Source organism: Pseudarthrobacter scleromae (genome assembly GCF_014644515.1).
In the GTDB taxonomy this organism is placed as follows: Bacteria; Actinomycetota; Actinomycetes; order Actinomycetales; family Micrococcaceae; genus Arthrobacter; species Arthrobacter scleromae.
The window spans coordinates 298268-311526 of record NZ_BMKV01000003.1 but is presented as its reverse complement, the minus strand read 5'-3'; the positions used below and the strand labels follow the sequence as shown (position 1 = coordinate 311526).

Annotated in this window: 15 protein-coding genes; 7 read left to right on the top strand and 8 right to left on the bottom strand. The window is 64.1% G+C overall.

Annotated features, from left to right (window positions below):
• Nucleotides 1-91 precede the first annotated feature (91 nt).
• From IEX33_RS19335 to IEX33_RS09530, 3 genes are all read left to right on the top strand, one after another.
• A complete protein-coding gene (locus IEX33_RS19335; protein ID WP_229675310.1) occupies nucleotides 92-418 on the top strand; it encodes a helix-turn-helix domain-containing protein in 327 nt (108 codons plus the stop codon).
• 38 nt (nucleotides 419-456) lie between these two features.
• On the top strand, nucleotides 457-1269 hold the full coding sequence (locus IEX33_RS09535) for an IS3 family transposase (protein WP_229675309.1): 813 nt from the start codon (nucleotides 457-459) through the stop codon (nucleotides 1267-1269).
• A 72-nt stretch (nucleotides 1270-1341) separates the two neighbouring features.
• On the top strand, nucleotides 1342-1626 hold the full coding sequence (locus IEX33_RS09530; protein ID WP_188729648.1) for a hypothetical protein: 285 nt from the start codon (nucleotides 1342-1344) through the stop codon (nucleotides 1624-1626).
• Nucleotides 1627-1886: 260 nt separating this feature from the next.
• Here the strand turns inward: IEX33_RS09530 and IEX33_RS09525 are convergent, their stop codons facing one another.
• Nucleotides 1887-2657 carry a GntR family transcriptional regulator gene (locus IEX33_RS09525; RefSeq protein WP_104190057.1) on the bottom strand — a complete coding sequence of 257 codons (771 nt, stop codon included), beginning with the start codon at nucleotides 2655-2657 and terminating at the stop codon, nucleotides 1887-1889.
• A 162-nt stretch (nucleotides 2658-2819) separates the two neighbouring features.
• Here IEX33_RS09525 and IEX33_RS09520 point away from each other — a divergent pair, with 162 nt between their 5' ends.
• Nucleotides 2820-3113: an HPr family phosphocarrier protein gene (locus tag IEX33_RS09520; protein ID WP_188729646.1), complete on the top strand. Its 294-nt coding sequence runs from the start codon at nucleotides 2820-2822 to the stop codon at nucleotides 3111-3113.
• 84 nt (nucleotides 3114-3197) lie between these two features.
• Here IEX33_RS09520 and IEX33_RS09515 read toward each other — a convergent pair whose 3' ends face one another.
• The 5 genes from IEX33_RS09515 to IEX33_RS09495 all read right to left on the bottom strand — a co-directional run bounded on the left by IEX33_RS09515 (nucleotide 3198) and on the right by IEX33_RS09495 (nucleotide 8430).
• The gene (locus IEX33_RS09515; RefSeq protein WP_066275919.1) at nucleotides 3198-3599 is read right to left on the bottom strand and encodes a cytochrome c oxidase subunit 4; all 402 of its coding nucleotides are present in this window, start codon (nucleotides 3597-3599) and stop codon (nucleotides 3198-3200) included.
• Nucleotides 3600-3601: 2 nt separating this feature from the next.
• Complete coding sequence (gene ctaD / locus IEX33_RS09510) at nucleotides 3602-5323, bottom strand: aa3-type cytochrome oxidase subunit I (RefSeq protein ID WP_188729644.1); 1722 nt, start codon at nucleotides 5321-5323, stop codon at nucleotides 3602-3604.
• Nucleotides 5324-5333: 10 nt separating this feature from the next.
• Nucleotides 5334-6206, bottom strand: coding sequence for an aa3-type cytochrome oxidase subunit II (gene ctaC, locus IEX33_RS09505; protein ID WP_188729642.1), 873 nt, complete (start codon nucleotides 6204-6206; stop codon nucleotides 5334-5336).
• Nucleotides 6207-6392: 186 nt separating this feature from the next.
• On the bottom strand, nucleotides 6393-6782 hold the full coding sequence (locus IEX33_RS09500; RefSeq protein WP_188729640.1) for a HesB/IscA family protein: 390 nt from the start codon (nucleotides 6780-6782) through the stop codon (nucleotides 6393-6395).
• 205 nt (nucleotides 6783-6987) lie between these two features.
• Nucleotides 6988-8430, bottom strand: a complete 1443-nt coding sequence (locus tag IEX33_RS09495) for a dipeptidase (RefSeq protein WP_188729638.1) — start codon at nucleotides 8428-8430, stop codon at nucleotides 6988-6990.
• A gap of 93 nt (nucleotides 8431-8523) precedes the next feature.
• Between IEX33_RS09495 and IEX33_RS09490 the strand changes: the two genes are divergently transcribed.
• A complete protein-coding gene (locus tag IEX33_RS09490; RefSeq protein WP_066275932.1) occupies nucleotides 8524-9126 on the top strand; it encodes a DUF3043 domain-containing protein in 603 nt (200 codons plus the stop codon).
• Between the two features lie 88 nt (nucleotides 9127-9214).
• On the opposite strand, the gene IEX33_RS09485 is transcribed toward IEX33_RS09490, so the two are convergent.
• Nucleotides 9215-10285, bottom strand: a complete 1071-nt coding sequence (locus tag IEX33_RS09485) for a quinone-dependent dihydroorotate dehydrogenase (protein WP_188729636.1) — start codon at nucleotides 10283-10285, stop codon at nucleotides 9215-9217.
• A 74-nt stretch (nucleotides 10286-10359) separates the two neighbouring features.
• Between IEX33_RS09485 and IEX33_RS09480 the strand changes: the two genes are divergently transcribed.
• Together IEX33_RS09480 and IEX33_RS09475 are read left to right on the top strand one after the other, a co-directional pair.
• Nucleotides 10360-11361 (top strand): alpha/beta hydrolase, encoded by a 1002-nt coding sequence (locus IEX33_RS09480; RefSeq protein ID WP_188729635.1) that lies wholly within the window; start codon nucleotides 10360-10362, stop codon nucleotides 11359-11361.
• Entirely contained in the window at nucleotides 11358-12389 is a 1032-nt protein-coding gene (locus IEX33_RS09475; protein ID WP_188729633.1) for an alpha/beta hydrolase, read from the top strand. Before IEX33_RS09480 ends, IEX33_RS09475 begins: the two co-directional genes overlap by 4 nt.
• A gap of 41 nt (nucleotides 12390-12430) precedes the next feature.
• Here the strand turns inward: IEX33_RS09475 and IEX33_RS09470 are convergent, their stop codons facing one another.
• Nucleotides 12431-13258 (bottom strand): isoprenyl transferase, encoded by an 828-nt coding sequence (locus tag IEX33_RS09470; RefSeq protein WP_188729630.1) that lies wholly within the window; start codon nucleotides 13256-13258, stop codon nucleotides 12431-12433.
• Between the last annotated feature and the right edge of the window lies 1 nt (nucleotide 13259).

Below are 13259 nucleotides of genomic sequence, written 5' to 3'. Positions count from 1 at the left end.
CTCCAGGGCTGTAGCAACCAAGCTTGGGGTGGGTCGAAAGGCAGTCCTCCGGTTGCACGACAGATGGCGCGTTCGTGGAGATACTGCTCTTGTGACCAAACCAGTGAAGCGGCTGTATTCGTTCGAGTTCAAGCTCAACGCTGTGCAGCGATATATCGCCGGCGAGACCAGGGTCGCTCTAGCCAAGGAGCTCGAGCTGTCGTCGCCACACCTGATAGCAGTGTGGGCGGGGCAGTACCGGGCTCAAGGCGAGGAAGGCCTACGCCCGAAGCCGAAAGGCCGGCCAAGGACAAAACCAGAAGCTCCCGCGCAACCGGAACCGGAGCTGCAGCAGCTGCGGCGTGAAAACGAACGCTTACGTGCAGAGGTCGCTTTCCTGGGAAAAGTAAGGGCCTTGAGGGACGGGGAACAGCGCTAAAGGTCCGCGCTGTCATCGCTCTCAAGGCTGAGCATCGGTTGGAAGTTCTCCTGGACGTGGCCGGGCTACCCCGGTCCACGTTCTTCTACCACCAGTCCCGCCTCCAAGGCCCCGATCCACGGGCGTCCCTTAAGGCCGCTATTACAGAGATTTTCAAGAAGAACCACGGCCGGTACGGGCACCGCCGGATCCATATCGAACTGCTCAAGCAAGGGTGGACGGTCGCCAAGAAGACAGTCCTGAAGCTGATGCGTTCCCTGCAGCTGGTCTGCAAGGTCCGAAGCAGGAAGCGGTACAACTCCTACCAGGGCGAGCAAGGCGTTGTGGCCCCGAACCTCCTGAAACGCCAGTTCGAAGCAGATGCCCCAAATCAGAAATGGGTCACCGATGTGACCGAGTTCAGCGTGGGCGACCGAAAGCTCTACCTCTCACCGATCATGGATCTTTTTGACCGGCAGATCATCTCCTACGCCGTTGGGACCTCGCCCAATCTGGCGCTGACCAACGACTCGCTGCGCGGCGCCTTGGCCACGCTGGAGTACGGGCAGGCACCCCTTGTGCACTCCGACCAGGGATTCCAGTATCAGCACAACTCCTGGCGCACACTCTTGGAGAACGCCGGCGCGGTCCAATCGATGTCCCGCAAAGCCAACTGCTATGACAACGCCGTCATGGAGAATTTCTTCGGACACCTCAAGGAAGAACTCTTCCACCGTGTCCGATTCCTCAGCACCGACGCACTTGCAACAGCGCTGCACGAATACATCCGCTGGTACAACACCGAAAGAATTTCCACCAAGCTCAAGGGTTTGAGCCCGGTACAGTACCGCGCTCAAACGCTCGCGGCCTAGGCCACCCAGTCACGGCTGGGGGGTGATAGCAGCCCCGTTTCCAACTTTCGAGGTGTCGGTTAGGGTTGGGCCATGACGCGCAGCGGGCGCCGCAACTTTTGGTTGCGGATGACGGACTCGATGGGCTTGACCGAGCCCGGAAAAAAGCCTGAAATGCCTAGGCCACGTGTCCTTCTGTTCCAAGTCGTCCTGTGGTTCGCGTCGGCTCTGATCTGGTTCATGATGGTCATTCGAACCCAGGGTGAAATTCAGGTCTGGTACATAGTCCTGGTGTTGATCTCACTTGCACTGACCGTGGCCAACCTCGTCATGTTGCGTCAGTCCAAGAAACGGGCCGCCAGATCAAAGGCGGACTGAAAAGCACGCCGTAATGCCAACCATCATGGCTACCGGCAGCGGCTGTTGACGACGGCCGCGCTACTACGCACAGAAGGCTCCGTCCCAAGTGGGACGGAGCCTTCTGAAAAGAGCCAACCGCTGGGCCGCTAAAGTGGAGTCGCATAAGCACGAGTCCAACTTTTGGGGACCAGTTCACAAGGACCGGGCCTTCATTGTTTAAGTTCGAACCGGAAGCGCAAAAAACTGTGTCCGGGCATCCCCTCAACCGTCGGAGGCGCCTAGTGGTTTCGGGCCCGGCGCGCACCGGGCCGCTGCAGCGGAACCCACAGCTTGTATCTGTCAGCGCGGTAGTAGGACACGGAGTAGTCCACCATTGCCCGGGCAACAAACGCATGGCGTTGGATTTTCAGCAGGGGTGAGCCTACCTCCACATTCAGCAGGCGGGCGGTGGAGGGTGATGCTGCCGTAGCCTCGATCATGTCCTCGCCCCACTCCATCACCAGGCCGAACTGTTCACTCAGGACGTTGTAGAGCGACGTGGGCGGTTCCCCGTCCAGCAGTCCCGGCACGCGGTGCGCCGGAATGAAGTTCTCGTCGACGCTCATCGGCTCACCGTCGGCCAGGAGCAGGCGCCTGAACCTTACCAGCGGCGTTCCCTCGTCCAACTGCAGTTCCCGGGCCAGGAAGGCACTCGCAGCGATCTGCTCAAAGCTCAGTACCTTTGCGGCCGGTACCATGCCGCGTCGCTGCATCTCTTCGCTGTACGACGTCAGTTTTACCTGGAGATCGAGCTTCGGCCTGCGGACGAAGGTCCCCAGGCCCACCACCCTCTCGATGACCTCCTCGCCAACCAGGGCGTCGATGGCCTGCCGTACAGTCATCCGTGCCAGGCCAAACCGCTCGGCAAGATCGCGCTCAGAGGGCAGGGCTGACCCGGGCGGACAGGACTGCGCTATGTAGGAGCGCAGGATTTCACGGAGCTGGACATAAATCGCTGTTCCACTGGTCCGGTCGATGTCGCCGGTGATGGCTGCCGCGCTAGAAGCCATGGCGGGTCTCCCCTGCATTAAGGTTCACCCTCCAATTTTAGGACAGGTCTAGACCAGTGCGGTGCATACGCCCTCCGCTTGGTGGAGCGGGACGCCGGGCGGCTATATTTGTCAGGAAATGTCATATGGCGGCGGTGGGCCGCCACAACAAAGGAGTCCCCCTTGCCAGTACATAAGGCCGTGGTCAAAGCCTCGGTGGGGCTGCATGCCCGTCCTGCCGCCGTCTTCGTACGGGCTGTTACCGAAACAGGCCTGCCGGTGACCATAGCCAAGGACGGTGCCGGGCACGTGGACGCACGCTCACTCCTCCAGGTGATGACGGCAGACTTCCAGCACGGCTGCGAGGTGGAGCTGGGCATCAGCGATGCCGCGCTGGACGGGGCACACAGCCGCCAGGCCGCTGAGGAGGCACTCCGTGTACTCAGCGACCTCCTGGAGTCGCAGGGCGCCGCCTGAGGCCCGCTGGAGACACGGAAACCAACGACGACGGGCCCCGCCTGAAGGTGGGGCCCGTCGTCGTTAGTTTGTGCTCAGGTGCTGCTAGTGGGCGTGGTCTCCGCGGCTGTACTCGTAGACCCAGCCGATCAGCGCTACAACGGCCATGCCGGCCGCGATGTAGACGATCCAGAAGCCTACGGCAAGTCCCAGGAAGCCCGTAGCGCAGGCCAGGCCCAGGAAGAGCGGCCACCAGCTCCAGGGGCTGAAGTGCCCCTGCTCGCCGGCACCTTCGTGGATCTCAGCGTCGCTGCGGTCCTCGGGACGGAGGCCTACGCGCTTGCCGGTGAACCCGAGGTATCCACCGATCATGCCGGCAAGGCCGCCCACGAGAAGGATGCCGAGGATGCCGACCCATTCGCCCCAGTTGGTGAGGAAACCGTACACCAGGGAGATCGGAACGAAGAAGAAAACTCCGGCACCAAAAATCCAGGATTCAATTTTCATTGTCAGTTGTCCCTCTGGTCGGCGTTTCCGAGCGTCTTGGCTGCGGGAGCGGGTGACTCAACGGTGTGGACCTGGCGAAGTTCAGGGTGGTGCAGGTCCAGCGCCGGGCGTTCCGAACGGATCCGGGGCAGGGAGGTGAAGTTGTGCCGCGGCGGCGGGCAGGACGTGGCCCACTCCAGCGAAGCACCGAAGCCCCACGGATCATCCACCTGCACCTTCTCGGCGCTGCGCCAGGTGATGTACACGTTCCAGAAGAACGGGATCAGCGATGCACCCAGAACAAATGAGGCAACCGTGGAGAACTGGTTCATCCAGGTGAAGTTGTCTTCCACGAGGTAGTCGGCGTAGCGGCGCGGCATGCCCTCAACACCCAGCCAGTGCTGGATCAGGAAGGTGCCGTGGAAACCCAGGAACAGGAGCCAGAAGTGGATCTTGCCAAGGCGCTCGTTCAGCATCTTGCCGGTGAACTTGGGCCACCAGAAGTAGAAGCCGGCGAACATTGCAAACACCACGGTGCCGAAGACCACGTAGTGGAAGTGGGCCACCACGAAGTAGGAATCGGAGACGTGGAAGTCCAGCGGCGGGGAGGCCAGGATGATGCCGGTCAGGCCGCCGAACAGGAACGTGACCAGGAAGCCGATGCTCCACAGCATGGGGGTCTCGAAGGTCAACGAACCACGCCACATGGTGCCGATCCAGTTGAAGAACTTCACGCCGGTGGGCACCGCGATCAGCATGGTCATGAACGCGAAGAACGGCAGCAGCACCGAGCCGGTGACGTACATGTGGTGCGCCCACACAGTCACGGAGAGTGCGGCAATGGCAATCGTTGCGTAAACCAGGCCCTTGTAGCCGAAGATCGGCTTGCGGCTGAACACCGGGAAGATCTCCGAGACGATGCCGAAGAACGGCAGGGCGATGATGTACACCTCGGGGTGGCCGAAGAACCAGAACAGGTGCTGCCAGAGGACTGCACCGCCGTTCTCCGGATCGAAGATGTGGGCACCGAAACGGCGGTCAGCGCCGAGCGCGAACAGGGCTGCGGCCAGCGGCGGGAAGGCCATCAGGACCAGGATGGCCGTGACGAGGATGTTCCAGGTGAAGATCGGCATCCGCCACATGGTCATGCCCGGGGCGCGCATGCAAATAACGGTGGTGATGAAGTTGACCGCACCCAGGATGGTCCCGAAGCCGGACAGCGCCAGACCGAACACCCAGAGGTCACCGCCGATGCCGGGGCTGAAGGTGGTGTTGGACAGCGGCGCATAGGCAAACCAACCGAATGACGCTGCACCCTGGGGCGTGATGAAGCCCGACACCGCGATGGTGGAGCCGAAAAGGAAGAACCAGAAAGCCAGCGCATTCAGTCGCGGGAAGGCCACGTCAGGTGCGCCGATCTGCAGGGGCATGATGACATTCGCGAAGCCGGCAAACAGCGGCGTAGCGAACATCAGCAGCATCACGGTGCCGTGCATCGTGAAGAGCTGGTTGTACTGCTCCTTGGTCTGCAGGATCTGCATGCCCGGCTCGAACAGCTCAGCGCGGATGAGCAGTGCCATCACGCCGCCAAGGCAGAAGAACACGAAGGACGAGATCAGGTACATGTACCCGATGGTCTTGTGGTCGGTGGAGGTGATCCAGTTGACGACGATGCGTCCCTTGGACTTCGGAACCACGGGAGCTGGAAGGGCTCCGGCGGGTGCGGATTGAGTGTACGTAGCCACGTCGCTCCCCTTACTTAATTTCGTTCACGTTCGGGTTGCGGTCGTACTCGACGCCGAGGAGACCCGTGTTGCCTGCTTCGCGCAGTTCGTCCATGTGGGCCTGGAATTCGGATTCCGACACCACCTTGACGCGGAACAGCATTTCGGAGTGGTACTCGCCGCAGAGTTCGGCACACTTGCCGTCGTAGGTGCCCTCTTTAGTGGGGGTGAACCTGATGTAGTTGGTCTTGCCCGGGATCATGTCGCGCTTCTGGAGGAAGGCGGGAACCCAGAAGGAGTGGATGACGTCGCGTGCGTTGAGTTCGAGGTCAACCGACTTGTTCACGGGCAGGTACAGCGTGGGGAGCTGTTCCTTGTCGATGGTGTTGCCGGTGAGGTTGGTCTGCACGCCTGCTTCGTAGACGTCTTCTTCGATGACGTCGCCGGCCTTGTAGTTGAAGTCCCAGGCCCACTGTTTGCCGCGGACGTCAACAACGACGTCGGCGGGCTCTGAGCGGTTATCGATCGCCTGCTGGTCGCGGTCGGTGAAGTAGAAGAACACCACAACCATGAACAGCGGGATGGTCAGGTAAAAGACTTCCAGAGGGAGGTTGAAGCTGGTCTGCCGCGGGAACCCAACGGTGCCCTTGCGGCGGCGGTATGCGACCAGGCACCAGACGATCAGACCCCAGGTAATGATGCCCACAACCAGGGCGGCAATCCATGAGTTGACCCAGAGGTCCATGATGCGGTCGGTGTTGCTGGTGGTGCCACGTTCCGTGGGCAGCCACCCTTTCTCTACCTCTGGCGAACATCCGGTCAAAACCAACGCGCCGGCAATTGCCAAGCTTGTGATCGTTGTGATCGTTTTGCGTCGGCTGCCGGTTCGGTTCTGCGAACTCACAGACGGCCCTTCCTACTTGTTGCTGCTGTCCGGGAAGACTCGGCCGCCCCGGGCACACTAAAAGTTTTACTACTCGGTGTAGAGCTTACCGCTCCGCCGGGCGTTTCGCCCACATGTCGGCGCCGTGCCTCCGTACCGTTATTTTCGGCAGGTGGCCCGGCGCCGGCATCGGGCGAAATAACCGGCTTAGTGGAACGAATCCCCACAGGCGCAGGAGCCGCCGGCATTGGGGTTGTCGATGGTGAACCCCTGCTTGGAGATGGTGTCCTCGAAGTCAATGGAGGCACCACTGAGGTAGGGAACGCTCATCTTGTCCACAACAACTTCGACGCCGTCGTAGTCCCGGACTGCGTCTCCGTCCAGGAGCCGCTCATCGAAGTACAGCTGGTAGATCAGCCCGGAGCAGCCGCCGGGCTGCACAGCAACCCGGAGGCGCAGGTCCGTACGGCCTTCCTGCTCGAGAAGGCTGCGTACCTTCCCTGCGGCGACGTCAGTCAGTTTGACCTCGTGGACGGACAGTTCATCGCTGGCCGTGCTGGTGGTACCGGTGCTGTTCTCATTTGTTGCGGTGCTCATGGGCCTACCTTCTTAGGACGGTCTGGCGGCGCCGCGCTGGCGGAGCCTGCCCCTACGGTTTCGGTATGGGCTATAGCTACATGCTACGCGGGGCGGACGTGTAGCTCTAACTCCTGAGGTAACCATGCAAGGTCCCCGCTTGTTCCCAGGGAAAGCCTTTAATCCGATCCGGAAGCGCTTCCGGCAGCTGCCCCGCGGGAAGACCCTAAAGCCCCTGTTCATTGATCCGGGCGAGGAGCAGCGCCTCGGCAAGGATGGCTTTGCGGAAGTCGCCCAGGTGCAGTGACTCATTGGCGCTGTGAGCCCGGGAGTCCGGGTCCTCTACCCCTGTCACGAGGATCTGCACGTCCGGGTACAGCTCCGTCAGGTCGGCGATGAAGGGGATGGAACCGCCTATGCCGGTTTCCACTGCCGGTACTCCCCAGGCCTCCCCCAGTGCCCACATCGCCAGCGAGGCCGCCGGTGAGGAAGTGTCGGTGAGGAACGGGTTTCCGCTCTCCCCCGGCGTGAAGGTCACCCGCGCACCGAACGGAGCGTTCGACTCCACATGCCTGCGCACCGCCTCCATCGCTTCTTCGGGAATCTGTCCCGGCGCCAGCCGAAGGCTGAACTTCGCCCGCGCGCGGGGCAGCAGCGTATTCGAGGCAGCGTCCACGGAAGGTGCGTCGAACCCGATGATGGACAGGGCGGGCTTGGTCCAGAGCCGCGAGGCGATACTCCCTGACCCGGCCAGCCGGACGCCGTCGAGCACTGATGCGTCAGCCCGGTAGTCCTCCTCCGGAAGGTCCACGGCGGCCGTGTCCCTTGCCAGCAGTCCCTCGATGGCAACGTTCCCTTCGTCATCGTGGAGCGTGGCGATGAGACGGGAAAGCAGGGTGGGTGCATCCAGCACGGGCCCGCCGTACATGCCCGAGTGGACGGCGTGCTTGAGGACCTGGACTTCGATGGTGCCGTCCACGAGGCCGCGCAGGCTGGTGGTCAAGGCGGGAATGCCTACTTTCCAGTTGCTCGAATCGGCGACCACGATGACATCGGCGCGGAGCAGTTTACGGTTTTCCTCCAGGAATGACCGGAAGGTGGGCGATCCTGCTTCTTCCTCGCCCTCAAAGAAGAACGTCACGCCGAGGCCAAGCGCGCTGCCGAGGACCTCCGAAACTGCCGCATAGGCGGCAACGTGTGCCATGATCCCGGCTTTGTCATCCGCTGCGCCCCGCCCGTACAGGCGCCCGTCCTTCTCGACGGCGGTGAATGGTTCGGTCTCCCACAGCGCGGGATCCCCGGTGGGCTGGACGTCGTGGTGCGCGTAGAGGAGGATTGTCGGCTTTCCGTCCGCGGCGGGCCTGCGGGCGACGACGGCGGGACCTCCCGGAGTGCCGTCCGGCTTGTCGCAGGCAAGGATCTGCACGTTGTCCAGGCCGGCGCCGCGCAGCAGTTCCGCTACGGCTTCGGCACTGTGCTCCAGAGGCCCGCGGTCAAAGCTTGGCCATGCAATGCCGGGGATGGCAACCAGCTCTTTAAGCCGTTCAACGGTAAGGGCGAAGGACCTGTCGATGGCGGCACGGAGGTCCGCCGTCGAGTTGTTTCCGGCGAAGCCAGGGTTTGGGTGGGCACTGGGATTCTGCGGCGTAGCCGTGGGCGATGACGTCATGGCAAAAACATTACCCGCGTCACATCCCCCGCCATGGGGCGCCGCGAGGGCCAGGCATCAAATCCGGGGCCTGCCGCAAGGTATTCTGTTCAGGTGTTCGGACGTAAAAAGGAAGCGCCCTCGGCGCAGCAAACAGTAGACCAACAGGCTGCAGAGGCGGCGGCGCGGGCCAACGGATTGAGCGGCAAGGGGGCCCCGACTCCCACCCGCAAGGCACAGGAAGCAGCCCGTAAGCGCCCGCTGGTCCCTGAGGACCGCAAGGCATCGAAAGCTGCCGAGCGCCAGGCCATCCAGGACCAGCGCCTCAAGATGCGCCAGGCGCTGGACACCGGCGACGAGAAATTCCTGCCCCTGCGTGACAAGGGCCCGCAGAAACGCTTCGCCCGTGATTACGTCGACGCGCGCTTCAGCCTGGGCGAATACCTGATGTTCGGTGCCCTGGTGTTCGTCCTGGTGTCGTTGGTGGTCCCGGCATCCAGCGACATGATGATTTACGTCCTGGGCGGGTTCTGGGTAATGTTCCTGGCCGTCTTCGTGGACGTGTTCATCCTGTCCCGCCAGCTCCGCAAACGGCTGACCGCCAAGTTCGGCGAGGTGGAGCGCGGCACCGTCTGGTACGGCTCCATGCGGTCCCTGCAGTTCCGCAAACTCCGTCTTCCCAAGCCCCAGGTCAAGCGCGGGCAGTATCCCGCCTGACCAGCAACGGTCTTCATAAGCGCGAAACCCCGGCGGTCGATCCGCCGGGGTTTTGCGTTTAAAGGATGAGGGCGCCGCGCTCCGTCAGTCAGGACCGGCGCTTCCTCGCCAGTTCGCGGTTGATGCGTGCGGCCCAGAACGGCCCCTCATAGAGGAAAGCCGTGTAGCCCTGGACCAGTGTTGCCCCGGCGTCGAGCCTGTCCTGGACATCCTCCGCTGTTTCCACGCCGCCCACCGCCACCAGGGTGAGGGCGTCGCCCGTGACATCCTTCAGCCTGCGCAGCACCTCGAGGGATCGCTTCTTCAGCGGGGCGCCGGAGAGCCCGCCCGCACCGCACTTCTCCACCTGGTCCGCCGGCGAGGCCAAACCGTCCCTGGCGATGGTGGTGTTGGTGGCGATGATGCCGTCCAGCTTGAGATCCAGCGCAAGGCGGGCGACGTCGTCGATATCCTCGTCGCTGAGGTCAGGTGCGATCTTCACGAGCAGGGGGACGTGGCGTCCGGCAGCCCGGTCAGCTTCTTCACCCACGGCGGCCAGCAGGGGACGGAGCGACTGCACATCCTGGAGCAGGCGCAGCCCGGGCGTATTGGGCGAGCTTACGTTGACCACCAGGTAATCGGCGGCGGGTGCAAGGCTGCGGGCACTCACAAGATAGTCACCCACGGCGTCAGCCAGTTCCACTGCTTTGGTCTTGCCGATATTGACCCCGATGACGGGGCGCACGTCCGGGTGCCGGCGCTGCAGGGCGGCACGGGCAGCCTTGAGGCGCGGGGCCACCGCGGTTGCGCCGTCGTTATTGAACCCCATCCGGTTGATGACGGCGCGGTCCTGGACCAGGCGGAAGAGCCGCGGCTTCTCGTTGCCGGGCTGGGCCTGGCCGGTGATGGTCCCTACCTCAACATGGCCGAATCCGAGCTCGGTCAGAGCCTCGATGCCATGCCCTTCCTTGTCGAATCCGGCAGCGAGCCCGAACGGGGACGGGAACGTTACGCCGAAAGCCGCGGTCTGGAGGGATGGTGCGGGGGCAGTGAGCTTTTCCAGGACCTTTCCCGCGCCGGAGCGGTGCGCCAGCTTGATGGCCTTGAACCCGATTTTGTGGGCGCGCTCGGCGTCCATCCATGAGAAGGCAAGCCTGAAGAATGTGGGGTAAACGCGCATGACTCTAGTTTTCCGCCTTGGAGGGCCCAGACCAAAATGAGCTGGCCGAACTGGGAGCGGATTAGCATGAAGCCATGGAGTGGCAGCAGGACATCCTGGGCGAGGGCTTCGAGTCGCACGCCTTCCAGGCCAGGGGCCCGGACGGCGTGGAACGCACGGCCACCCTTGTCCGCTTCCGTCCTGCAATGGCTGCGTTGCCTTCTTCCCCCGGACGCCGCCGGGTGGTCCTTTTCCTCCATGGCTGGAGCGATTATTTCTTCAACGTGGACCTCGCCCGCTTCTGGTCATCGGCCGGGTACCACTTCTACGCACTGGACATGCACAACCACGGACGGAGCCTGCGGCCGGAAACCCCGGGCGGCTATGTGTCGGACCTCGGGGATTATGACGCCGAAATCGACACGGCATGCCGGCTGATCGCCCAGGACGGGGCAGACCTGTCCCTCACCCTCATGGGGCATTCGACGGGAGGGCTGGTGGCCGTGCTCTGGGCAAGCCGGCATCCCGGCAAGGTGGCACGGCTGGTCCTCAACAGCCCCTGGCTGGAGATGCACGGCAGTTCACTGGTGCGGCGTGCCACGGCGGGCATGGTGGGACCCGTGGCCCGGTTCCGGCCCGAAGCCGTGCTCAGGCTGCCGGAGCGGGGCTTTTACTGGCGGACCATCAGCAGTTCGGCCGACGGAGAGTGGACGCTGGATGACCGCTACCGTCCCCCCATGGCTTTTCCCGTGCGGGCGGGCTGGCTCAGCGCCGTCCTGGCCGGGCATTCACGGGTGGCGCGGGGACTCAACATCGAGGTCCCCATCCTCGTCCTGCTCTCCAGCGGCAGCGCCAACGGGCTGTTCTGGTCTGAGGAGATGCGGCGGACGGATGCCGTCCTCGACGTCAACATCATTGCTGCCCGTGCCCTGACCCTGGGCCGGACCGTCACCGTGGAGCGGATCGACGGCGCCCTGCACGACGTGTTCCTCTCTCCCGCCGCCGTGCGCGCCGACGCGTACGCCAGGCTTGCGCGCTGGCTCCGGGCGTACGGGGACGGGGAGCCGGACCCATCCGGCAGCGGAGGCAGCGGATGACCGGCGCACAGGTGGGCAGGGATACGGACGCAGCCCTCTGGACTGCCGACATCCTGGGGCCGCGTTTCGAGCAGCGTGTCCTTCCCCTCGCCCCGGACGATGAGGGCGACGTCTGTGCAACGCTTGTCCGCTGCTTCGCCAGGGAGTCGGCGGCATTGCCGACGACGGCGGAGCAGCCTGCGGTTAACGCGGTGTTGTACGTCCACGGCTGGGCGGACTACTTCTTCCAGGGGGAGCTGGCGGAATACCTGACCGACGCCGGGTTCCCCTTCTACGCCGTGGACCTGCGCAAATTCGGCCGCAGCCTCCGGCCCTGGCAGACGCCGGGTTTCACTGATGACCTGGCGGTCTATGACGAGGACCTCGCCGCGGCCCTCGGGGCGATCAGGGAAGACCTCAAGGAACGCCTGGGCCCGGGAGTTGAACCCACTGTCCACGTTCTGGCCCACTCGCTGGGCGGGCTCATTACGGCGCTATGGGCTGACCGGAACCCGACGGCACTGGGCACCTTGATCCTGAATGCGCCGTGGCTGGAACTGCAGGGCAGCAGTATCATCCGCACCATCGCCATGCACCTGGTGGACCCGCTGTCCAGGGCCGACCCCCGCCGTCCCCTGTGGCTCCCGGAGATGCCCGGCTACTGGCAAAGCGTCAGCAGAGAGGCCCACGGCGAGTGGCACTTCGACCCCCGGTGGCGTCCCAGGGCATCATTTCCCATCAGGGCCGGCTGGGCCAAGGCGGTCCTTGCCGGCCATGCCGCGGTGGAGCGCCGGCTGGACATCCGGGCCCCGGCGCTGGTCCTGCTCTCGAACCGTACGCGCATCCAGATCGAGTGGTCGGCGGAGATGATGGAGGCCGACGCCGTGATCGACGTCGAGGAAACAGCCCACCGTGCGCTGCGCCTGGGACGGCGGGTGGCGGTCTTCCGCTATCCTGGCGCCATCCACGACGTCTTCCTTTCCCGCCGCGGCGTACGGGAGGAGGCCTGTCGGGACCTGGCAGCGTGGCTCAGGGCCTACTCCGCCTGAATGGCACCCCCTGCTTGACCCGCGGGCGCGCCGCCTGGAGCCTAGGGACCCGCAGGTGCGGCCGCGTCCACTGCCCCGCCGTAGCGGCGGTCCCGCTGGGCGTACTCCTCCACGGCGGCCCAGAGCGTGCGCCGGTCGACGTCGGGCCACAGGGTGTCCATAAAGACGAACTCGGCGTAGGCGGACTGCCAGAGGAGGAAGTTGGACAGCCGCTGCTCCCCCGAGCTGCGGAGGAACAGGTCCACGTCCGGCAGGTCCGGCTCGTCGAGGTACTTCTGGATGGTCCGCTCGGTGATGGCACCGGGTTTGAGCCTGCCGGCGGCCACCTCGGCAGCGATGGCGGAGACGGCATCCGTGATCTCTGCCCGGCCGCCGTAATTAACACACATGGTCAACGTGCAGGTGCTGTTGCCCGCCGTGAATTCCTCCGCCTCTTCAAGCTCGCGGATGACCGAGCCCCACAGCCGCGGCCGCCGGCCGGACCACCGCACCCGGACGCCCCATTCGTCGAGCTGGTTCCGTTGCCGGCGCAGCACATCCTTGTTAAATCCCATCAGGAAGCGGACTTCCTCCGGGGACCGGCGCCAATTCTCGGTGGAGAAGGCATACACGCTGACGTACTCGATGCCCAGCTCGATGGCACCTGCCATCACGTCCAGCAGCGCAGGCTCCCCGGCTTTGTGCCCTTCAATCCTCGGCAGGCCGCGCTGGTTGGCCCAGCGGCCGTTGCCGTCCATCACGATCGCCACATGGCGGGGAATGAATTCAGCCGGGATGGAGGGCGCAACGGCCCCGGACGGGTGCGGGTACGGGGCAACCACCGGGTGGGTGCGCTTCCGGGACACGGTGTTCTTTTTGCCGAGGGCCACT

Excerpts from the sequence above, each read along its gene's own strand:
- IEX33_RS09480 (WP_188729635.1), top strand. The coding sequence starts at position 10,360 with ATGGAGTGGCAGCAGGACATCCTGGGCGAGGGCTTCGAGTCGCACGCC.
- IEX33_RS09515 (WP_066275919.1), bottom strand. The coding sequence starts at position 3,599 with ATGAAAATTGAATCCTGGATTTTTGGTGCCGGAGTTTTCTTCTTCGTT.
- IEX33_RS09475 (WP_188729633.1), top strand. The coding sequence starts at position 11,358 with ATGACCGGCGCACAGGTGGGCAGGGATACGGACGCAGCCCTCTGGACT.
- IEX33_RS09530 (WP_188729648.1), top strand. The coding sequence starts at position 1,342 with ATGACGCGCAGCGGGCGCCGCAACTTTTGGTTGCGGATGACGGACTCG.
- IEX33_RS09500 (WP_188729640.1), bottom strand. The coding sequence starts at position 6,782 with ATGAGCACCGCAACAAATGAGAACAGCACCGGTACCACCAGCACGGCC.
- IEX33_RS09485 (WP_188729636.1), bottom strand. The coding sequence starts at position 10,285 with ATGCGCGTTTACCCCACATTCTTCAGGCTTGCCTTCTCATGGATGGAC.
- IEX33_RS09525 (WP_104190057.1), bottom strand. The coding sequence starts at position 2,657 with ATGGCTTCTAGCGCGGCAGCCATCACCGGCGACATCGACCGGACCAGT.
- IEX33_RS09495 (WP_188729638.1), bottom strand. The coding sequence starts at position 8,430 with ATGACGTCATCGCCCACGGCTACGCCGCAGAATCCCAGTGCCCACCCA.